The sequence below is a fragment of the Pseudomonas sp. 1L-E-NC-VB-C3 genome (assembly GCF_057291535.1).
This window is the reverse complement of sequence record NZ_JBXAWD010000020.1, coordinates 63355-83126: the sequence shown is the minus strand read 5'-3', so window position 1 is coordinate 83126 and position 19772 is coordinate 63355. Positions and strand designations below refer to the sequence as shown.

The 19772-nt window shown below is 59.2% G+C and carries 20 protein-coding genes; 8 read left to right on the top strand and 12 right to left on the bottom strand.

The features are described from left to right. Nucleotides 1-13: 13 nt before the first annotated feature. The gene (locus AC0Z5Z_RS25050) at nt 14-1432 is read left to right on the top strand and encodes a glycosyltransferase family 39 protein (protein WP_056790075.1); all 1419 of its coding nucleotides are present in this window, start codon (nt 14-16) and stop codon (nt 1430-1432) included. 46 nt (nt 1433-1478) lie between these two features. On the opposite strand, the gene AC0Z5Z_RS25045 is transcribed toward AC0Z5Z_RS25050, so the two are convergent. Then, nucleotides 1479-3098, bottom strand: coding sequence for an FMN-binding glutamate synthase family protein (locus tag AC0Z5Z_RS25045; RefSeq protein ID WP_252876838.1), 1620 nt, complete (start codon nt 3096-3098; stop codon nt 1479-1481). A gap of 275 nt (nt 3099-3373) precedes the next feature. After that, complete coding sequence (locus AC0Z5Z_RS25040) at nt 3374-3844, bottom strand: DUF4234 domain-containing protein (protein WP_485611787.1); 471 nt, start codon at nt 3842-3844, stop codon at nt 3374-3376. A 214-nt stretch (nt 3845-4058) separates the two neighbouring features. On the opposite strand from AC0Z5Z_RS25040, the gene AC0Z5Z_RS25035 reads away from it, so the two are divergent. Genes AC0Z5Z_RS25035 through AC0Z5Z_RS25025 form a run of 3 tightly spaced genes read left to right on the top strand, consistent with a single transcriptional unit; the run spans nt 4059 to nt 5654 of the window. Then, nucleotides 4059-4493: an NUDIX hydrolase gene (locus AC0Z5Z_RS25035; RefSeq protein WP_485611786.1), complete on the top strand. Its 435-nt coding sequence runs from the start codon at nt 4059-4061 to the stop codon at nt 4491-4493. Between the two features lie 23 nt (nt 4494-4516). Further along, complete coding sequence (locus AC0Z5Z_RS25030) at nt 4517-5155, top strand: LysE family translocator (RefSeq protein ID WP_056790063.1); 639 nt, start codon at nt 4517-4519, stop codon at nt 5153-5155. A 1-nt stretch (nt 5156) separates the two neighbouring features. Beyond that, on the top strand, nt 5157-5654 hold the full coding sequence (locus AC0Z5Z_RS25025) for a GNAT family N-acetyltransferase (protein ID WP_485611785.1): 498 nt from the start codon (nt 5157-5159) through the stop codon (nt 5652-5654). 130 nt (nt 5655-5784) lie between these two features. Here AC0Z5Z_RS25025 and metR read toward each other — a convergent pair whose 3' ends face one another. Beyond that, nucleotides 5785-6702, bottom strand: coding sequence for a transcriptional regulator MetR (gene metR, locus AC0Z5Z_RS25020; RefSeq protein ID WP_310218145.1), 918 nt, complete (start codon nt 6700-6702; stop codon nt 5785-5787). Nucleotides 6703-6919: 217 nt separating this feature from the next. Here metR and AC0Z5Z_RS25015 point away from each other — a divergent pair, with 217 nt between their 5' ends. From AC0Z5Z_RS25015 to AC0Z5Z_RS25005, 3 genes are all read left to right on the top strand, one after another. Beyond that, nucleotides 6920-7954, top strand: coding sequence for an alpha/beta fold hydrolase (locus tag AC0Z5Z_RS25015; protein ID WP_056790057.1), 1035 nt, complete (start codon nt 6920-6922; stop codon nt 7952-7954). A gap of 107 nt (nt 7955-8061) precedes the next feature. Further along, nucleotides 8062-8757 (top strand): hypothetical protein, encoded by a 696-nt coding sequence (locus AC0Z5Z_RS25010; protein ID WP_024014168.1) that lies wholly within the window; start codon nt 8062-8064, stop codon nt 8755-8757. Continuing rightward, nucleotides 8754-9662 carry a hypothetical protein gene (locus tag AC0Z5Z_RS25005; RefSeq protein WP_122507766.1) on the top strand — a complete coding sequence of 303 codons (909 nt, stop codon included), beginning with the start codon at nt 8754-8756 and terminating at the stop codon, nt 9660-9662. Before AC0Z5Z_RS25010 ends, AC0Z5Z_RS25005 begins: the two co-directional genes overlap by 4 nt. Before the next feature lie 18 nt (nt 9663-9680). Here the strand turns inward: AC0Z5Z_RS25005 and AC0Z5Z_RS25000 are convergent, their stop codons facing one another. The 9 genes from AC0Z5Z_RS25000 to AC0Z5Z_RS24960 form a co-directional block, all read right to left on the bottom strand. Then, on the bottom strand, nt 9681-10010 hold the full coding sequence (locus AC0Z5Z_RS25000; RefSeq protein ID WP_177342732.1) for a GlpM family protein: 330 nt from the start codon (nt 10008-10010) through the stop codon (nt 9681-9683). Between the two features lie 8 nt (nt 10011-10018). Beyond that, nucleotides 10019-11344: a two-component response regulator AauR gene (aauR, locus tag AC0Z5Z_RS24995; protein ID WP_024014166.1), complete on the bottom strand. Its 1326-nt coding sequence runs from the start codon at nt 11342-11344 to the stop codon at nt 10019-10021. Next, nucleotides 11341-13242 carry a two-component sensor histidine kinase AauS gene (aauS, locus tag AC0Z5Z_RS24990; RefSeq protein ID WP_056790048.1) on the bottom strand — a complete coding sequence of 634 codons (1902 nt, stop codon included), beginning with the start codon at nt 13240-13242 and terminating at the stop codon, nt 11341-11343. Before aauS ends, aauR begins: the two co-directional genes overlap by 4 nt. A gap of 228 nt (nt 13243-13470) precedes the next feature. Further along, nucleotides 13471-14205 (bottom strand): amino acid ABC transporter ATP-binding protein, encoded by a 735-nt coding sequence (locus tag AC0Z5Z_RS24985; RefSeq protein WP_016773390.1) that lies wholly within the window; start codon nt 14203-14205, stop codon nt 13471-13473. Next, nucleotides 14202-14873 (bottom strand): amino acid ABC transporter permease, encoded by a 672-nt coding sequence (locus AC0Z5Z_RS24980; RefSeq protein ID WP_016773391.1) that lies wholly within the window; start codon nt 14871-14873, stop codon nt 14202-14204. Before AC0Z5Z_RS24980 ends, AC0Z5Z_RS24985 begins: the two co-directional genes overlap by 4 nt. After that, entirely contained in the window at nt 14873-15619 is a 747-nt protein-coding gene (locus tag AC0Z5Z_RS24975; RefSeq protein ID WP_056790046.1) for an amino acid ABC transporter permease, read from the bottom strand. Before AC0Z5Z_RS24975 ends, AC0Z5Z_RS24980 begins: the two co-directional genes overlap by 1 nt. Before the next feature lie 200 nt (nt 15620-15819). Further along, nucleotides 15820-16734 carry a glutamate/aspartate ABC transporter substrate-binding protein gene (locus tag AC0Z5Z_RS24970; protein WP_236168275.1) on the bottom strand — a complete coding sequence of 305 codons (915 nt, stop codon included), beginning with the start codon at nt 16732-16734 and terminating at the stop codon, nt 15820-15822. Between the two features lie 271 nt (nt 16735-17005). Next, nucleotides 17006-17416 carry a hypothetical protein gene (locus AC0Z5Z_RS24965; protein ID WP_056790039.1) on the bottom strand — a complete coding sequence of 137 codons (411 nt, stop codon included), beginning with the start codon at nt 17414-17416 and terminating at the stop codon, nt 17006-17008. Further along, a complete protein-coding gene (locus AC0Z5Z_RS24960; protein ID WP_476249792.1) occupies nt 17413-18765 on the bottom strand; it encodes an MFS transporter in 1353 nt (450 codons plus the stop codon). The genes AC0Z5Z_RS24965 and AC0Z5Z_RS24960 overlap by 4 nt, the downstream gene beginning before the upstream one ends. Nucleotides 18766-18870: 105 nt before the next feature. Between AC0Z5Z_RS24960 and AC0Z5Z_RS24955 the strand changes: the two genes are divergently transcribed. Beyond that, nucleotides 18871-19758, top strand: a complete 888-nt coding sequence (locus AC0Z5Z_RS24955) for a LysR family transcriptional regulator (protein WP_252869568.1) — start codon at nt 18871-18873, stop codon at nt 19756-19758. The last annotated feature ends 14 nt before the right edge of the window (nt 19759-19772 follow it).

Genomic DNA, 19772 nt, shown 5'->3' with positions numbered 1-19772 from the left:
TGAGGAGATGACAATGGACACTGCGTCGCGAAAGTACAAATTGGCAATGTACCTGTGTCTGATTGGCGCAATTGGATTTGGCCTGTATGTAAGGTTGCGCAACATCGATGCTACTGGCCTGTGGCTGGATGAGGCCTTCAGTGTATCGGTAAGCGATCCGCAAAATGGATTCTTTGACGTGTATCGAACTACATTGAGTGACGTTCATCCTCCCTTTTATCAGATTTTACTGTGGACTTATTATCAGGCTGTCGGGTTTGGCGAACACACAGGGCGGTATCTCTCTGCGGTAATCGGCGTGCTGTTGATTCCCTCTGTATTCCTCCTCGGGCGCAAATTGTTTGATGAACAAGTAGGGCTCATCGTTGCGTGGTTGGCAGCGGTCAATAGTTTCTTGGTTCAGTATTCGCAAGAGACTCGCTCTTATGCGCTTCTGTCGTTGCTTACCGTTTTGTCTTTTGTGATCTTCTTGCGCTGCTTAAGTCGAGGCAGAGGGCAGGATTTTTTTTGCTATTGGCTGACTTCCGCCGCGCTGATAAATACTCATTACTTCGGTTATCTGCCGGTCTTTGCTCAAGTGCTTGTGTTGCTTCACATGATCTTGCGCAGCGAGGTCCACAGCCAAGTTATATACAGGTTCATTTGCGCCGGATTTTTTGCCGCATTAACCGTAATTCCTGGTTTATCGTACGCTGAGAGTAGCTTTTCACGGGATTTCTGGATTCAACCACCCGAAACTGTTTTTTTCTTCAAGGTTTTCCTGTTGTATTTCGGAGATACGTTTCTGGCCGCTTTGCTCGCTGTAATTTTAATTTCAGGGCTGGCGTCGATGGCTCAAAATCCTGAAAGCGCAATTGCTTGCAGGCTGATTGTGTTCTGGGGGGTAGTAGGAATTGTGGTGCCCTATGTCTGTTCTGTTTACTTACGCCCGGTGACAACTCAACGCAATTTTATTTTTCTTCTGCCCGCCGTATTGCTGGTGGCTGCGTACGCAGTTGGCAATATAAGAGATGTGCCAGTAAAAGTGTTAATGCTGGTGGTATTGATGACATTTTCTGCTACGCCTTTATTCAGGGATATCAGTTATCTGAGGGATCCTGAAAATCCGTACTCACGCGAGACGCACATGAGAGATATCGTCATCTCTGTAATGAATAAGTCAAACGTGTTGCCAATCTATTCGCTTGATGCGATTCAGTTTGGTGTCTATTTCAAGTTGCTGGGATCTCCGCTGCTTGTTAGTAATTTAGAGAAGCTGAAAACTGATTTGTCGTTGCCCAGTCACCCGAAAGAATTTTATGTTCTGGAGACGAACTATGGTCCTGGTTTTGCTCAGGGAATCAAAAATCTAGAAAGGTACGAAGCAAAAATTATCGATAAGGAAGAAATAGGTCATGTGCGATTATTCAAGATCCGTACATTTGAACCATGATCGGTAGCGGTGGGCATTCCGAATGGAAATGCACACCTTTGAGCAGTTACGCAGCGACGACCTCGCTCGGCTCAAAACTATCCGCCCGCGCCATCTGCCACATCCGCGAATAGAACTCGCCATTCACTTCGCCGGTGAGCAATTCCCCCGGTTTCAAAAACACGTGCAACTGCGAGAACAGTTTGATCTCGGTCGCCGACATGCGTCGTACCAGATGCTTGGCCGACAGTTGCGACGGATGCTCAAGCCCGGCCGCCGCGAGCATTTCCGCCAGTGCTTTGAGCGTGCTGCGATGGAAGTTGTAGACGCGCTGGGCTTTGTCCGGTACCACCAGAGCGCGTTGGCGCAAGGCGTCCTGGGTGGCAACGCCGGTCGGGCATTTGTTGGTGTGGCACGACTGCGACTGGATGCAGCCGATGGCGAACATGAAGCCGCGCGCGGAGTTGGCCCAGTCAGCGCCGATTGCCAGCACGCTGGCGATGTCGAAGGCGCTGACGATCTTGCCGCTGGCGCCGAGTTTGATCTTGTCGCGCAGGTTGAGGCCGACCAGCGTGTTGTGCACGAACAGCAGACCTTCGCGCATCGGCACGCCGATGTGGTCGGTGAACTCGACAGGGGCGGCGCCAGTGCCGCCTTCCTTGCCATCGACGACGATGAAATCGGGAAGGATGCCGGTTTCCAGCATGGCCTTGGCAATGCCCATGAACTCCCACGGATGGCCGAGGCAGAATTTGAAGCCCACCGGTTTGCCACCGGACAATTCGCGCAGTTGCTGGATGAACTGCATCATCTCGATCGGCGTTGAAAACGCACTGTGGCGCGACGGCGAGACGCAGTCTTCGCCCATCAGGATGCCGCGTGTTTCCGCAATCTCCCTGGTGACCTTATGCTTGGGCAAGATCCCGCCATGGCCGGGTTTGGCGCCCTGGCTCATCTTGATTTCGATCATGCGCACTTGCGGATTCTGCGCCTGCACGGCGAAGCGCTCAGGGTCGAAACGGCCGTCGCTGGTGCGGCAGCCGAAGTAGCCGCTGCCCAGTTCCCAAGTCAGATCACCACCGTGTTCGCGGTGATACGGGCTGATGCTGCCTTCGCCTGTGTCGTGGGCGAAGTTGCCGAGTTTGGCGCCCTGGTTCAAGGCGCGGATGGCGTTGGCACTGAGCGAGCCGAAGCTCATTGCCGAGATATTAAAGATCGATGCCGAGTACGGCTGCGTGCACTGCGGACCGCCGACAATGACGCGGAAACCGTTCGGGTCACTCAACGGCGCCGGGCGCATCGAATGGCCGATGAATTCGAAGCCGGACTGGTAGACGTCGATCAGCGTGCCGAACGGTTTGTCGGCAGTTTCGTTTTTCGCTCGCGAGTACACCAGCGAACGCTGCGCGCGGGAGAAGGGCAGGGCATCGCTGTCGGACTCGAGCAGGTACTGGCGAATCTCCGGGCGGATGCCTTCGACCAGATAACGGATGTTGCCCAGAATCGGATAATTGCGGCGCACTGCATGGCGCGTCTGCAACAGGTCGAACACGCCGAGCAGGCTCAGCACAGCGGTGGCGGCGGTGATCGGCCACAGCCAGTCATGTTCGAGAAAGGGCAGGCTGGCGAGGGTGAAAATCACGCAGACGGCAAAGAAGGCGTAGCGGCTCAGCAGCGACAGGCTCATACGGTTTCCTTGGTTCGGATTGTTTGTGGCTGGCAGGCATATTGCGCCAACGACGGAACCGTGAACAGGCAGACGTCCCTCTCCTCGCTTACATCGGAGCCGTCTCGCTTACGATGCCAGTTGACTTGGCTGTTGAACGCGAGAAGCAGCCATGCAGCAATACTGGTGGGCAAACTTGTGGCATTGACGAACGCCTTCGCGAGCAAGCTCGCACAAGGAATTGCAGTGAAAGGTAGAAGCGAACTTGCACGCGAAATCGACGATTACCTTTTTGTTTATGCCGCGACCGATTCCTGAGGCGTTTGCCGTTTCTGGTCATGTTTGTGCTTGGCCCTGGCCATATCGTTGATGCAGTAATTGATGTGATAGAAGGCGAACAGGACTGAATACAAGCGGTTCATTCGCGGTTCGAAGTTGTGTTGGGTCAGCGTGTAGGCGCGCAAGGCTCTGCGAACTCGAAAGCACCAAGCAATGGCGATGAGCTGGGCAATGACCGTCATCGCATACCCCGTGGCTATGAACCGCGGATCAGATACGGTGAAAAAGATCCCTCCGATACCACAGAGCGCCAGATAAACGACCAGACCGGTCTGGCTCAGTGTCTTGATTTGAGTGACCTCCTCAACCACGGTTGTTGTTTTGTGCAGCCATACAACCGAGTAGAGACCCATGGTGACTACGGTCAGGAGAATGAAATGGAGCGTCTTGAGATTGTTCTTTTCCTTGAGCGTCGAAATGTCAGACATGCAGCGTTTTCCCTCTTAGGCGATGTAGCGAATGGCTGCCGGGCAGCGATGAATAACGCTACCAAATTCGCGAGTGGGAAATTTCCGAGCCTTTTGGCGGACTTGTCGTCAGAGTCAGGCTGATCACGGATGCTTCTTGTAGGGATCTTCTGATGACGCAGGCGCGTCGGGCGTGGGATCCTGCGATCTTTTCGCACAAGGCATTTTTCGACTCATGACGCCGACATCCGCCGTTTCGCCCTGCATCATCCATATCGCCGCCGCGCTGTTGCTCAACGCCCAAGGCCAGACTCTGCTGGTGCGCAAGCGCGGCACCACGGCCTTCATGCAACCGGGTGGCAAGATCGAAGCGCACGAGTTGCCAGTACACGCATTGGCCCGTGAACTGGAAGAAGAACTCGGGCTGCAGATCGACCCGGCGCAAGCGATTTTCCTCAACAGTTTTTCCGCCCCCGCCGCCAACGAGCCGGGCTTCATCGTGCATGCGGAGATCTTTCAACTGACCATCGATAGCGACGTCTGCCCGGCGGCGGAAATCGAAGAGGTGATCTGGGTCGATCCGGCCACTGATCCGGCGCTCGAGCTGGCGCCATTGACACGCGAGCACATCCTGCCGTTCTATCGCCGTTCACTGACTGCATTCGCCTGATCATTCCCGCAAAGGACTTTGCCATGATCCCGTTGCAAGACCTGCTGATCTTCGCCGCCGCCGCATTGCTGATGGTGCTGACGCCGGGGCCGAACATGATCTACCTGATCTCGCGTTCGATCTGTCAGGGACGCCGCGCGGGGGTGACTTCGTTGCTTGGCGTGGTCGGCGGGTTCTTCGTGCATATGTTCGCCGCGGCGGCGGGTTTGACGGCGGTGTTTCTCGCCGTGCCGATGGCTTATGAAGTGTTGAAATGGGCCGGTGCGCTGTACCTGCTGTGGCTGGCCTGGCAAGCGCTGAAACCCGGCGCGCGTTCGCCGTTCGAAGCGCAGCAATTGCCGCCGGACTCGTCGCGCAAGCTGATCACCATGGGCTTTCTCACCAGCGCCCTGAACCCGAAAATCGCCGTGTTCTATCTGTCGGTGTTCCCGCAATTTATCAGCCCTGAGCACGGCTCGGTGTTCACCCAAAGCATCGTCCTCGGCCTGACGCAGATCAGCGTCAGCTTCAGCGTCAATCTGTTGATCGCGCTGTTCGCCGCAGGCATCGCCTCATGGTTTGTGCGCAACCCGACGTGGCTGGTGATGCAGCGTTATTTCATGGGCATGGTCCTCGGTGGCCTCGCCGTACGGCTGATGCTCGAACAACGTCGGACCGCCTGACATGTGGATCGAACGGCTGGACGCCAGCCATGCCCTGGCTTACCGCGAACTGATGCTGCAAGCCTACGACCGGCATCCGCAGGCGTTCACCTCCAGCGTGCGCGAACGCGCGGTGATGCCATTGAGTTGGCGGGAAGGGCGCCTGACCAGCAAGCTCGATGTGGTGCTGGGGGCATTCGATGCCGGGACGTTGGCCGGGATTGTCGGCCTGGCCTTTGAACCGCGCGAGAAGGCACGACACAAGGCCACGCTGTTCGGCATGTATGTCTCGGCGGATTTTCGTCGCAAGGGGCTGGGCTTTGATCTGGTGCAGGCGGCACTGGTCGAAGCGCAAAAGCATCCGGCGCTGAAGCTGCTGCAGCTCACTGTCACCGCCGGCAATGACGCGGCTTTTCAGTTGTACCAGCGTTGCGGCTTCATTCAGTTCGGCCTCGAGCCACTCGCCGTGCGGGTGGGCGAAGACTACTTCGACAAGATCCACATGTGGCGCCAGCTCTGACACACCACGACAATCCTTGTGGGAGCGAGCCTGCTCGCGAAGGCGTCCGTCCAGCCGACATCATCGCTGAATCATCCACCGCTTTCGCGAGCAGGCTCGCTCCCACAGGGGGAACTCTTGCTCGGAAAAATCAGCGTACGGCACTGACCCCATCGAGGGTCGAGAACGAGGTGTCCTTGGCGGTCAGCAGGAAATCGCGCATGTACGGCGCGTCGAGCATGTCCGTGCGAATCGCCGCGTACAGCGTCGCGAACAAGCCTTTCTCACCCAACCGTTTGCCCTTCACATAGCCGCGCGAGCTGTATTCATGCAGCGCCCAGTGCGGCATCCCGCAGACGCCACGGCCGCTGGCGACCAGTTGCATCATCATCACCGTCAGTTCCGAAGTGCGCACCAGCGCAGGTTCGATGTCGGCCGGTTCGAGGAAGCGGGTGAAGATGTCCAGACGATCACGCTCGACCGGGTAGGTGATCAGCGTTTCGGTCAACAAATCTTCGGGAACGATGTACGGCTTGCTCGCCAGCGCATGCTGATTGGCCACCGCGAGCATGGCTTCGTAAGTGAACAGCGGCACGTAAGTGATGCCGGCAATTTCCAGCGGATCGGAGGTCACCACCAGATCCAGATCGCCGCGCGCCAGTGCCGGCAGTGGGGCGAAAGCGAAACCCGAAGCCAGGTCCAGCTCGACCTCCGGCCAGGCATCGCGGAACTGGTCGATGGTCGGCATCAGCCACTGGAAGCAGCTGTGGCATTCGATCGCCATGTGCAGACGCCCGGCGGTGCCACCGGCCAGCCGACCGATGTCCCGTTCAGCGGCGCGCAACAGCGGCAGGGTGGCGTCGGCCAGTTGCAGCAGGCGCAAACCGGCGCTGGTGAAGCGCACCGGTTTGGTCTTGCGCACGAACAACTGCATGCCCATGCGCTCTTCCAGCTCTTTGAATTGATGCGATAGAGCGGATTGCGTCAGATGCAGGCGATCAGCGGCATCCACCAGGCTGTCGGCTTCGCGCAGGGCGTGCAGGGTTTTCAGATGTCGGATTTCAAGCACCGGCGGGGCTCCATGAAGAAAACTTGTGACGAATGCGGGGAAGGTGAGTTTGTCTCATGACGGTGGCTTTGTCGATCTGGCGGCCAGGATCCGGCGGGGTAATCGACAGACGACCGCTCGGCACTCTTCATCAAACTGTCATGCAACTGTGGCAGCGCGCTCGCACGAACTTCATCAGACTCGCGCTCTACTGGGGTGCTGCGTTTTGGTGTTTTTCATGTTCAAGAGAGTTTTTTCAGTCGCGGCCGCGTTGGCCGCGCTTTTGTTCGGGGCCGGCTCGTTTGCAGCCGGGCGCTGTGATGTCAACGTGCCGACCGAGCACGCCGAGCTGGCGCAGGTCAGTCTTGCCTATCAAAGTATCGGCCGTGCATCAGACCCGGCGCTGTTGCTGGTCATGGGCCTGGGTGGGCAGTTGATCCACTGGCCGGACGAAGTCGTGGTCGCGCTGTGTCAGCAGGGTTTCCGGGTGATCCGTTATGACAACCGCGACGTCGGATTGTCGACCTGGCGGCAGGCGCCGATCGAGGCCAACCTGACCTTCGAAGTGCTGCGTTACAAGCTCGGTTTACCGGTCTCGGCCCCGTACAGCCTGACTGACATGGCCGACGATGCGCTGGGTTTGATGACGGCGCTGAAGGTTGAGCAATTCCACGTGCTGGGCGCGAGCATGGGCGGGATGATCGCCCAGCACATGGCGGCAATGGCGCCGCAGCGGGTGGAAAGCCTGACCCTGATCATGACCACTTCCGGCGCTGAAGGCCTGCCGGCACCGAGTGCGGCGCTGGTGCAATTGCTCTCGCGCCGAGGTGCGCCGAATCGCGAAGTGGCACTGGAGCAACAGGCCGATCTGCTCGCGGCACTCGGTAGCCCGGCGGTGACGGATGATCGACAGGCCTTGCTGCAACAGGCGGCGGCATCCTACGACCGCGCGTTCAACCCCGAAGGCGTCAAGCGCCAGATCATGGCAATCCTTGCCGAACCGAGCCGGGTGGCATTGCTCAATCAGCTGCGCGTACCGACCCTGGTGGTGCACGGCACGGCAGATCCGCTGCTGCCGGTGATGCACGGCGTGCATCTGGCGGCGCACATTCAGGGCAGTCAGTTGAAACTGATTCCGGGACTGGCGCATCGCTTTCAGGAGGCGTTCAAGGAGCCGTTGCTGGCGGCGGTGCTGCCGTATTTGCAGGCGCATCGCGAGGACACTTCGCATTGGGCTCGGGTCGATCCGCCGGCGCCGAACAATCTGCTGTAAGAGTGCGCCAGCATCCTGTCGCCAAAAAAATATCAATGTGCCACTATTGTTTGCCGCGTTGTTGCCGATAAGGCGCAGGAACGTTTTCAGACATAGGGACTTGATCCATGATTTTTCGCGCTACACGTCAATGGGCCGCGCTGGCTCTGCTCGCCGTACTGACTCTCACCGGCTGCGCCCATGTGCAACCGCCCGTGGCCCTGGACAAACAGTTCTGGGATGCCAAAGAGCCGACCATCGGTGTGGCCATTACCGTCGTACCGTCGCCGGTGCTGGCGCTGACCGGCAATCAGGGCATCCTCGATTACGCCATCAATGCCGGCGTCAACAGCAAGCTCAGCGCCAATGTCGAGACCTGGCAGGTGCGCGACCTGGAAACCCTGCCCGACGCCATCGTCGCCAAGCTGCAAGCCAAGGGCTACAAGGCCAAGCGCATTGATGAAAAGGTCGATCTGAAGACCTTCAAGGAAGTCGATTTCCGCGAGGGCTACATGACCAAGGACCTGTCGCCGATGAAAGCTGCCCACGGCATCGACCGTCTGTTGCTGGTGTCGATCTATGCCACCGGTGCCACCCGCAGCTACTACAGCATCGTGCCCACCAGCGTGCCGATGGCCCAGGTCGGCGGCCAGGGCATGGTGATCGATCTGTCGGACAACAAACTCTTGTGGTACCAGCCATTCGCCGCTGTGCAAGCCGCGCAAGGCGAGTGGGACGAGCCGTCCTACACCAACCTGTCCAACGCGTTTTATCAGGCGATGGATAACAGCCGTCAGCAAATGATCGCCCCGTTCGCGCAATGAAACGTCTGGCGCTGACCCTCGCGGCGATCTCGCTGCTGGCGTTGCCTGGCTGTGCGCAGAAACCGGCACCTGAGGCCGGTTTCAAGGATCAGGCGGCCATGAGCTATGTGCAGGCACACGGACTGAAGGTCGACGTGCAACTGCCGGCGGAGTTTGTCGGCGCCAGCACGGTGATCGACAGCAAGGCGGCAGTGAACGCGGCGAATTCCAGTTACACGCTGGTGTCGAGCTCCGGTGCGGGCGCCGGGCTGGCGGGCATTCTGGTGGCCAGTCTGATCAACACGCAAATGGGTTCCGGTACGTTACAGCGCGATGCCGAAAAAGCCGCGCTGAACGAATCGCGGCCGCTGGCCGACCTGCTCGCCGGCGTGCCGTTGCAGGAGCGCTTGCAACAGCGTTTTCAGGCGGCGTCGCAAGTCTCCGGATTCAAGCAGGGGGCAGGTGCGGTCACGGCACGGTTGCTGATCGAACCGAAGCTGATGCTGACGCCCGATCGCGGCAGTTTCGTGCTGGTCAATCAGGTGCAATTACAGGATATCGCCGGCTCGCCGCTGTACCGCATGCGCATCGAAGTGGCCAGTCAGCCGATCCGTCGTTGCGGCAAGCAATGCATCGATGACGGCGCCCTTGACCTGGCCAAGGTCACCGCCGTGCTGGATGAATGTATTGATGAATCCATGCGCGTGTTGAGCGCCGATCTGATGCAACCGACGCCACCGCCGGCCGCGCAGGAAACCCTGCGTTACGTGCTCGACGGCCAGCGCGTGGTCGAGCGCGGTTATCAACTGGCGCAGAACGGCAACTACTGGCGCTACCGCAATCTCTACGGTGCGGTGAAGTCAGTGCCAGTGCCGTTCGAGGATGCTCTGTCGTCCGCGCAACTGGCCAGAGTCTACGGTCGCTAGAGGCTGATGCACGTGGGTTCAGGCATGCAGCCGGACCCACACGCTCACCAATACCGTTGCCGCCATCAGCCACGCCACCGCCGCCACGGCCAGCGATGCTTCCAGGCGCATGCGGTCGACCATCACATACAGCGTCGCCAGATACACGAAGTAGGGAATGATCGACCACATGCCGAAGACGATCGTGGTCTTCAGATCGTCGACCGAACGGCCCTTGCCAACGATGTAGTGCGCAATCAGGGCAAAGGTCGGGAACAGCGGCACCAGACCGGCGATGTAGTAGTTTCTGGTCTTCGACAGCGCAGCGAGGATCAGCACGACTGCGGCGCCGATAGCGGCTTTGAGAATCAGATCCATCAGTGGCTCAGCCCGTACTTTTTGACTTTATCGAACAGCGTGGTCTTGGCCATGCCCAATTCCTGGCTGGCCTGGGTCAGGTTGCCGCCGCTGCGTTGCAAGGCGTCGACCAGCAGATTGCGCTCGAACGCTTCCACCGCTTCGGCAAACGCCAGACCCTGGCCGGCGCTGGCCCCGGATTTCTTGAAGGCCGGCAGGCCGAGGGCGAAGCGTTCGGCGACGTTGCGCAGTTCGCGCACGTTGCCCGGCCAGTCGTGGCTCATCAGGTTCGACAGGGTCTGGTTGTCCAGCTCCGGCAGCGCGCGGTCGAAGCGCAGCGCCGATTGCTGGGTGAAATGCTCGAACAGTTGCAGGATGTCTTCGCGGCGTTCGCGCAGCGGTGGCAATTCCAGGGTCACGACGTTGAGGCGGTAGTACAAGTCGCTGCGAAATTCCCCGGCCTTGCTCGACTCATCGAGGTCGGATTTGGTCGCCGCGATCACCCGGCAATCCACCGCCACGCTCTGGTTTGAGCCGAGGCGTTCAAGGGTGCGTTCCTGCAGTACGCGCAGCAACTTGATCTGCAACGGCAGCGGCATGCTTTCCACTTCATCGAGGAACAGCGTGCCGCCGTCGGCGTGCTCGATCTTGCCGATGCGCCGTTTGCCGGCGCCGGTGAAGGCGTTGGCTTCGTGGCCGAAGATTTCGCTTTCAAAAAGGTTTTCCGGCAGGCCGCCGCAGTTCAGCGCGACGAACTGTTTGCTGTGGCGCCGACTGAAATCGTGCAGGCAACGAGCGACCAGTTCCTTGCCGGTGCCGGTCTCGCCTTCGATCAAGACGTTGGCCGAGGTGTCGGCGACGTTGGCGATCAGCTCGCGCAGGTTCTGCATCGCCGGTGAGCGGCCGATAATCCGCCCTTCCAGCGAATCGCGTTCGGCCAGTTGCCGACGTAGCGATGACACTTCACGGGCGAGGCTGCGTTGCTCCAGCGCCCGCCGCGCGACATCGACCAGGCGTTCCGGCGAGAACGGTTTTTCCATGAAGTCGTAGGCGCCTTTTTGCATCGCGCCGACAGCCATGGAAATGTCGCCGTGGCCGGTGATCAGCACCACCGGCAGGCTGCGATCACGCTGCTTGAGGCGGGTGAGCAATTCCAGGCCATCGATGCCCGGCAGGCGGATATCGCTGATGACGATGCCGGCAAAGTTGTCGCCGACCTGCGCCAGCGCCTCTTCGGCACTGCCGACGCCGATGCACGGAATGTCTTCGAGGGTCAGCGCCTGTTGGCAGCCGAGCAGCACATGGGGGTCGTCTTCGACAATCAGCACACTGAGTTCGGGGTTCATATTGGCTCGGCAGAAAGAGGGCTTACCAACGGTAAACTGAGGACGAAAGTGGTGCCACCGCCGGCCGGGTGTTCGACACCCAGGTGCCCGCCGGTGGCGGCGGCGAGGCTGGCGGACAGGGTCAGGCCCAGTCCCAGGCCTTGCTCGCCGGGTTTGGTGGTGAAGAACGGTTCGAACAGATGCTTGCGCGCTTCGGCGTCGATGCCGTGGCCGTTGTCGCGCACCCGCAAGCGGTACTTGCCGTTGAATTCTTCACCCTCCAGCCACAGCTGCGGCTGCGGTTGCGCGTGCATGGCGTCGAGGGCGTTGCCGATCAGGTTGACGAGGATCTGTTCGAGACGGGTCTGATCGATCAGCAATTGCACATCGGCAAACTGCCGGTGAATCTGCAGCGCTGTGTTTTCCACGCGCGCGCCGAGCACTTGCAACGCGGCGTCGACGGCTTTGCCGAGACTGGCCTGACCCTTGTTGTCGCCGCGCCGGGCGAACGAACGCAGGCTGGCGGTGATCCGGCCCATGCGGTCGATCAGGTCGTTGATGGTCTTGAGGTTGGTGCTGGCGACGTCGAGCTGGCCGCGCTCGAGAAAGCGCACGGTGTTGCCCGACAGCGTGCGCATGGCCGCCAGGGGCTGGTTCAATTCATGGGCAATGCTGGTCGACATCTGACCGATAGCCGCGAGTTTGCCGGCCTGAACCAGTTCATCCTGGGCGCGGCGCAACGTCTCCTCGGCCTGACGGCGCTCGCGGATCTGACTCTTCAGCCGTTCGTTGCTGGCGCGCAGATCGGCGGTGCGTTCGGTAATCCGACGCTCCAGTTGGCTGTTGGCTTCCTGCAGCGCTTCGCGGGCGGCGAGGCGGGTGGCGAGGACTTTGCGCCGCTCGTTCCAGGCAATCAGCAGGAAGGCGAACAGGGCAAACGCCACCGCCACCAGAATGCCTTGGTTGATGGCTTCGCGGCGCAGGTCCTGCAATGGCGTGAGCAGGGTGAAATTCCACGGCGTGTCGCTCAGCAGTCGGGTTTGCGCCAGATAACTGATGTCGTCTTCGTCGGGCTGCAATTCGCTGTTGGCCGGGAAGGTCAGTTTCTCCACGCCTTCGGCCAATGTCTCGCGGGCCAGCGGTTGCAGTTCGTTGAGCGGGAACCAGTAGTACTGCAGGCTGCGGGCGAGTTTTTCCTTGACCTCATCGCTGAGCGGGATCACCGATTTCAGCCGCCTGGCCGGATCGCTGGAGAGAATGATGATGCCGTTCTCATCGCTGACGAACGCTTCCAGTCGCGCCCGCTGCCAGCGTTCTTCCATGGCTTCCAGACGCACCTTGACCACCGCGACACCGATGATCTTGCCGTGCTCTTCGAGGCCGTGGGCGAGGTAGTAACCGGGTTCGCCATTGGTGCTGCCGATGCCGTAGAAGCGCCCGGGCTGGCCGCGCACGGCGTCTTTGAAATAGGCGCGGAAGGACAGGTCTTCACCCAGATAACTGTCGACATCGCGCCAGTTGCTGGTGGCCATGACCCGGCCGGTGGTGTCCATGACGTAGATGGCCCGGCTGCGGCTGCGGCGGTTCAGGCCTTCGAGGTAGTCGTTGACCGTCTGCCGGTGTTCCGGGGTCGGGTCGGCCAGCAACTGCGGCACACTGGTTTCGAGTTCCAGCAGGCTGGGCAGGTAGGTGTATTTGCTGATCTCGCTTTCGACCGCGCGGGCGTGCAGTTCCAACTGACGCTGACCGTTCTCGCCGAGGCTGCGGATGCCGAAGTGTTCACTGGTCCAGAAGCCGATAAAACCCAGTCCGACCATCAGGGCGATGATCAGCGGCGGCAGGAACAGATGACGGATCAGACGGGGCTTCACGGCAAGTGATGGCTCTGCAGCGCGATAAAGAGTGGGGTCGCATTTCATCACAGATGCCTTGGGTCAACCACAACACTTGTTTGTGCCTGTGGCGAGGGGATTTATCCCCGTTGGGCCGCGAAGCGGCCCCAAAACCATCACTGCGGTTTAACTGAAAGACCGCATGCACAGGGTTTACGACTGCTGCGCAGCCGGACGGGGATAAATCCCCTCGCCACAGGGGATCTCATTGTCAGGCTGCCCGCACCCCACAGACAGGGTGCGGGTGTGTTGCTTTTAGTGCTGCAGGATTTTCTCGAGGAAGTGCTGCGCGCGTTCGGAGCGGGCGCTGATGTCGCCGAAGAATTCCTCTTTCGGGCAGTCCTCGATGATCTTGCCCTGATCCATGAAGATCACCCGGTCGGCCACTTTACGGGCGAAGCCCATTTCGTGGGTCACGCACATCATGGTCATGCCTTCGTGAGCCAGTTGCACCATCACGTCGAGCACTTCGTTGACCATTTCCGGATCGAGCGCCGAGGTCGGTTCGTCGAACAGCATGACGATCGGGTCCATCGCCAGCGCACGGGCAATCGCCACACGCTGTTGCTGACCACCGGACAGTTGCCCCGGATGCTTGTGGGCGTGCGCCGACAGGCCGACGCGCTCAAGCAACTGCAGACCTTTTTTGGTCGCCTCTTCCTTGCTGCGGCCGAGCACCTTGATCTGCGCGATGGTCAGGTTTTCGGTGATGGTCAGGTGCGGGAAAAGCTCGAAATGCTGGAACACCATGCCCACGCGCGAACGCAGTTTCGGCAGGTTGGTTTTCGGGTCGGCGATCGACGTGCCGTCAACCACGACATCACCTTTCTGGAACGGCTCCAGGGCGTTGACGCATTTGATCAGCGTCGACTTGCCGGAACCCGACGGGCCGCAGACCACGATCACTTCGCCTTTCTTGACCTCGGTGCTGCAATCAGTCAGCACCTGGAAGTCCCCATACCACTTGTTGATGTTTTTGATAGAGATCATACGGCGAACCTTTTTTGCAGACGCTTGACCAACCGCGAGGCGGCGAAGCTGATGATGAAGTACACGAGACCGGCGAAAATCAGGAACTCATTGGAGCGGCCGATGATGTCGCCGCTGGCACGCGAGGCGTTGAGGAAATCCACCAGGCCCACGGTGTAGACCAGCGAGGTGTCCTGGAACAGGATGATGCTCTGCTGCAGCAGCAGCGGGGTCATCTTGCGGAACGCCTGCGGCAGGATGATCAGGCGCATCATCTGCCCGTAGTTCATGCCCAGTGCCTGAGCAGCACCCATCTGGCCCTTGGAAATCGACTGCACACCGGCCCGGACGATTTCGCAGAAGTACGCCGCTTCGAACATCATGAACGCCACGACGCACGAGGTGAACGCGCCGATCGGCGTGTCTTCGCCGGTGATCCAGCGCAGCACGAACGGCACCGCCAGGTAGAACCAGGTGATCACCAGCAGCAGCGGGATCGAGCGGAAATAGTTGACGTAGGCGCCAGCGATGCTCGACAGCAGCTTGTTGTGCGACAGACGGCACAGCGCGAGGATCGTGCCGAGAATCATCCCGCCGATCACGCCCATGGCCATCAGCTTGAGGGTCATCACCATGCCGTTCCACAAACCGGGAATGGCCGGGACGATGCCACTGAAATCGAATTCCATTATTTACCCCCCACGGAGATCAGGCCGGGCACCGCGACTTTCTTCTCGACCAGGCGCATCAGCAGCATCAGGCTCATGTTGAGGGTGAAATAGATCAGGGTCGCCAGGGTGAACGCTTCGAACAGGTTGGCCGAGAACTCGGCGGTCTGTTTGGTCTGCGCCAGCAATTCCATCAAACCGATCAAGGACGCCACGGAGGAGTTCTTGAACACGTTGAGGAATTCCGAGGTGAGCGGCGGAATGATGATCCGGTAGGCCTGGGGCAGCAGCACGTTCCAGTAGATCTGCGGCAGCTTGAAACCCATCGCGCGGGCGGCGGATTCCTGACCCCGAGGCAGTGCCTGGATACCGGTGCGCACTTGCTCGCAGACACGGGCGGCGGTGAACAGACCGAGGCAGACGACAACGCTCAGGTAGGCCGAGGTGGTCGGATTGAGGTCCTGCTTGTACCACTCCTGCAGATCCGGCGGCAGCAGATCGGGCACCAGGAAGTACCAGATGAACAGCTGCACCAGCAGCGGCACGTTACGGAACAGCTCGACGTAGCAGGTCGCGATGCCCGATACGATGCGATTCGGCACGGTGCGCATGATGCCCAGCAGCGAGCCGAGCAGCAGGGCGATGATCCACGCCACGACGGCGATGGCGATGGTCCAGCCCAGACCGGAGATGAACCAGTCGAGATAGGTCTCGCTGCCCACACCGGTGGACTTGAAGAACACGCCCCAGTCCCAGTTGTAATTCATTAGGGTCTCCCCTCGATTCGATCGATGTACAAGTGCCCGCCTGGGGAACTCCGTTCCCTCCCCAGTCTTTTTTCAAAGACCGGGCACACGCGATCGGCTCGACAGCCACCGGTTCGAGTGTTTCCAGAAAAATGCCAGCAGGGAGTGACCATCCCCTGAAAAGGCAGGCGCCTCCTCAGGGGATAAGGTTAGTCAGAAAATCAGGACTTCTTGTCGTCAGCCGCTTTGTCGGTCGGATTGGCGATCAGGGTCTTGAGCTCGTCGCTCATCGGGAAGTTCAGGTTCAGGCCTTTTGGCGGAATCGGCTGCATGAACCACTTCTCGTAGATCTTGTTGATTTCGCCCGAAGCGTAAGTGGCCTTGATCGCGTCATCCACAGCCTTTTTGAACGGCTCGTCGCCTTTGCGCATCATGCAGCCGTAGATTTCGTACGACTGTGGCGTGCCGGTCACTTCCCAATCGGCGGCTTTCTTGGCCTTGGCGGCTTCGCCGGCCAGCAGTGCGTCATCCATCATGAAGGCAACGGCACGGCCCGATTCCAGCATCTGGAAGGACTCGCCGTGGTCTTTGGCGGAGATGACGTTCATGCCCATCTGCTTGTCGGCGTTCATCGCCTTGAGGATGCGCTCGGAGGTGGTGCCGGCGGTGGTTACGACGTTCTTGCCTTTCAGATCGTCGAAATCCTTGTACCTGGAGTCTTTCTTGGACAGCAGACGGGTACCGATTTCGAAGATGCCGACGGAGAAGTCGACCTGCTGCTGACGCTCGACGTTGTTGGTGGTCGAACCGCACTCGACGTCCACGGTGCCGTTCTGCACCAGCGGGATACGGGTCTGCGAGGTGACGAGGTTGTATTTGACTTGCAGGTTCGGCAGGTCGAGGTCTTTCTTGATCGCTTCGACGATCTTCAGCTGGATATCGTGCGAGTAGCCGACCGGCTTGCCGGACGCATCAGCGATGTAGGAGAACGGAATGGAGGCGTCACGGTGGCCCAGGGTGATGACACCGGACTCTTTGATCTTCTTCAGGGTGCCGGTGAGTTCGGCGGCGAAAACTGGCGTGCTGATCAGAGCGGCAGCAATGGCTGCGCCCAGGATATGGGGAACGATGCGCATCAAATTTTCCTCGACATTGTTTTTTTTATGGAGCCAGTTTGTCGGCCCTTTTTGTGCTTCGAATGCCTGACGGCTCCTGAAGTGCTGGCACAGCAGGCATTCGTCGAGAGAGTGTAGAGCATGACTCGTGCCAGAGCAGTCGAACTCAGTTAAGCGGTTGTTTTATAACGTTATTAAAGTTTTATGGCGGTAATTTTATGAACGCATGATCCGGTTAACCGAATCGACTGTGGAGTCGCGTTCGGAAAACCGAATATCTTGTGGCCTGGTCTCAGACTTGCCGGCTCAGTGGCGTTTCATGCAAATACACCCACTTCACCCCTTCAGGTTGTCCGCTCAGGATCGCCACTGCGACCCGCGAGTGTTGAGCGCCGTCCAAGCGTTGGGTTTCGACGTAGCTCACAGCCAGCATGTCGTCCTCCTGCCACACCGTGTGCAAATCGCTGATCTCGATATCGAGTCCCGCCTTGGCGCCTACGGCTCCTTTGAACAGTTGTTCTACTTCGACGCGGGTCAATGCGTCCCCCGAAATACCAACCATGCTGAAATCCTCAGCAAATGCCTGCATCAACGGCTCGATGCTCGCGGCGCCAGCGCCGTCGGCATCAGTGAATACCCGAAGGATCAGCTCGTGGACGTGGTGGATACTGTGTTCGGCTTGTTCGATCAGATCGTATGTCATGGGCGTTCCTTTGCGCAGGGCAGTTGATTCATCTGCAGCAACGGCAGCAGCCCGACCAGCGCGGCAATCGCGAAGGTCGCTTGATAGGCCGGCGTGGTGCCGAGCGGCGGGAGCAGCACGTTGAAGATCATCAGAAACAGTGCGGCGCCGAGGCTGAAAGACATCTGCCGATTGATGTTCCAGATGACACTGGCCTTGTGCGTATCGCCGCCGGTGAAGTCCATCAGTGAGGTAGTTTGCGCGGTATTGGCACCGATGCCACCGCCAATGCCCATCAGGCTGTAGGCGATCATGATGAGCCAAAGATCAGTTGGCGCATTGACCAGCACCAGGGTGGCGATGCCGGCGCTGTGCAACAGCATGCCGAGGGTGAACAGGCGTCTGGCGCCGATCCGGTTGTAGACGCGACCGCAAAGGATCATTGCGATGAACGCACCGATGGCATAGAGGATCATGAACATTCCGGTCAGCCGGGCGCTGAAGTGCAGGGTGTTCTGCAAAAAGAAAATACTCATCAGGTTGACACCGGTGAACACCCCCGGAATTGCGTAATAGATGAAGATCGAGGTGCTGAGTTTTCTGCTCCTGAGCAGGCTCAAGTCGATGATCGCGTTACTGCAGCGGCGGTAATGCAGCAGATACAGCGCGATGAATGTCAGGCCCGCGATGACAAAACCCAGCGCTGCCAGCGGTGGGTAATCGCCGCCGTACAGCGACATACCCATCAGCAAACTGGCGAGCACCGCGCTGACCAGCAACAGGCCTTTGATGTCCGGACGCTGAAGCTCGGCGGGTTTGCCTTCCCTGATCCACCACCACGACAGCCCGGCGGCAAGCAGCGAAAACGGGAGGGTGCTGTAGAACACCCAGCGCCAGGAGCTGATGTCGACAATGAGGCCGCCGACGGTGGGTGACATCGCCGGGGCAATCAGGGCAACGGCCATGATCAGCGTGGATATTTTCGCGCGTTGCTCGCCATGAAAAAGATTGAACGTCAGTGCCTGTCCGACCGGGATCAACAAGCCGCCGCCGATGCCCTGAACGAAGCGCCAGATCACCAGTTCATGGAAGCTGTCGGCCTGGCCGCACAGCCACACCGAGCCACTGAATACCAGCATTGAAGCGGTGAGGATTTCACGACTGCCAAAACGCGCGGCCAGCCAGGTGCTCAGCGCAATGATCAACGTCAGTCCGAGGATGTACGCGTTGGCGACCCACGCCACCGAAGCGCTGCTGACCTGCAAGGTAGCTGACAGACTGGGCAGCGCCACCGCCGACATGAAGATGTTGATGCAATCGATAAAGAAGCCGAGCAGGAAAATCGACGCGACTTTATAGCGGTAACTCATGGTGTTTCCCCTTTGTCGTCGAGCATAGGGGCGATAGACTCCGATCGTCGATGCAATGGAGCTGAACACAATGTTTGAAGGGATTGAACCGTGACTCAGGGCGCTCTGCACACGCACTTGAACCGGGTGCAGACGTTTCTGGCGATTGCCGAACTGGGTTCTTTTACCAAGGCTGCCAGCCATCTGAATCTCAGCCGGGCCATGGTCAGTCTGCACATCAAGGCCCTGGAGGCAGCGTTGTCGACCAGCCTGTTGCTGCGCAACAGTCGTGCCGTGACCCTGACCGAGGCTGGGCAAAGCTTTTACAACGAATTCAAAACCATCGTTGCCGATATCGACACAGCGTTTGACAGGGTATTGCACCGCACAAACCGCGTTTCGGGAACGCTGCGGATCAGTTCCACCAGTGAATACGGCGAGCGATTCATCCTGCCGCTGATTCCGCTGTTCGCCGAGCGTTATCCCGACATCCGCCTGTGCTACGACTTCAACTCCTCGCTCAATGATCTGCTTGCCGACCGGCTCGATCTGGTGGTTCGCCTGGGCAACCTGGCGGACTCGGCTTTCAAGAGCCGGAAACTGGCCGACTATGAAATTGTGCTGGTGGCTACTGAAGGGTTTCTGCTCCGCTACCCGGTAAAAACACCGCAGGATCTCAATGCCGTGCCGTGGATTGCCAACAGCAATCTGTTGGCGCCGACGCAGTGGGTTTTACGCGATGGTGTGGGGGAAGCAGTCGAAATCAATGGTAGCCGTCATTTCCAATCGAATTCATCGACTGCGATTCGTTCGATGACCTTGTCGTCGCTGGGCGTGTCGGTGCTGCCGGCGTGGATGGTTGAAGACGATAGGGCCCGTGGGCATCTGGTACGTGTGCTGCCGGAATACTCGCTGCCCTCACAGCCGATCAGCCTGGTGTTTGCGGACACGCCGCACCTGCCGCCCAAGTCGCGGGTGTTTATCGATTTTCTTTTGGCACATTTAGGGTCGTGAGGGAGTGGAGCCGG

Coding starts and splice junctions, on each gene's coding strand:
- AC0Z5Z_RS24975 (WP_056790046.1), bottom strand. CDS start 15,619: ATGAATTACAACTGGGACTGGGGCGTGTTCTTCAAGTCCACCGGTGTG.
- AC0Z5Z_RS24980 (WP_016773391.1), bottom strand. CDS start 14,873: ATGGAATTCGATTTCAGTGGCATCGTCCCGGCCATTCCCGGTTTGTGG.
- AC0Z5Z_RS24985 (WP_016773390.1), bottom strand. CDS start 14,205: ATGATCTCTATCAAAAACATCAACAAGTGGTATGGGGACTTCCAGGTG.
- AC0Z5Z_RS24960 (WP_476249792.1), bottom strand. CDS start 18,765: ATGAGTTACCGCTATAAAGTCGCGTCGATTTTCCTGCTCGGCTTCTTT.
- AC0Z5Z_RS25045 (WP_252876838.1), bottom strand. CDS start 3,098: ATGAGCCTGTCGCTGCTGAGCCGCTACGCCTTCTTTGCCGTCTGCGTG.
- AC0Z5Z_RS25050 (WP_056790075.1), top strand. CDS start 14: ATGGACACTGCGTCGCGAAAGTACAAATTGGCAATGTACCTGTGTCTG.
- AC0Z5Z_RS24965 (WP_056790039.1), bottom strand. CDS start 17,416: ATGACATACGATCTGATCGAACAAGCCGAACACAGTATCCACCACGTC.
- aauS (WP_056790048.1), bottom strand. CDS start 13,242: ATGAAATGCGACCCCACTCTTTATCGCGCTGCAGAGCCATCACTTGCC.
- AC0Z5Z_RS25005 (WP_122507766.1), top strand. CDS start 8,754: ATGAAACGTCTGGCGCTGACCCTCGCGGCGATCTCGCTGCTGGCGTTG.
- AC0Z5Z_RS25015 (WP_056790057.1), top strand. CDS start 6,920: ATGTTCAAGAGAGTTTTTTCAGTCGCGGCCGCGTTGGCCGCGCTTTTG.
- AC0Z5Z_RS25025 (WP_485611785.1), top strand. CDS start 5,157: ATGTGGATCGAACGGCTGGACGCCAGCCATGCCCTGGCTTACCGCGAA.
- AC0Z5Z_RS25030 (WP_056790063.1), top strand. CDS start 4,517: ATGATCCCGTTGCAAGACCTGCTGATCTTCGCCGCCGCCGCATTGCTG.
- AC0Z5Z_RS25010 (WP_024014168.1), top strand. CDS start 8,062: ATGATTTTTCGCGCTACACGTCAATGGGCCGCGCTGGCTCTGCTCGCC.
- aauR (WP_024014166.1), bottom strand. CDS start 11,344: ATGAACCCCGAACTCAGTGTGCTGATTGTCGAAGACGACCCCCATGTG.
- AC0Z5Z_RS24970 (WP_236168275.1), bottom strand. CDS start 16,734: ATGCGCATCGTTCCCCATATCCTGGGCGCAGCCATTGCTGCCGCTCTG.
- AC0Z5Z_RS25035 (WP_485611786.1), top strand. CDS start 4,059: ATGACGCCGACATCCGCCGTTTCGCCCTGCATCATCCATATCGCCGCC.
- AC0Z5Z_RS25040 (WP_485611787.1), bottom strand. CDS start 3,844: ATGTCTGACATTTCGACGCTCAAGGAAAAGAACAATCTCAAGACGCTC.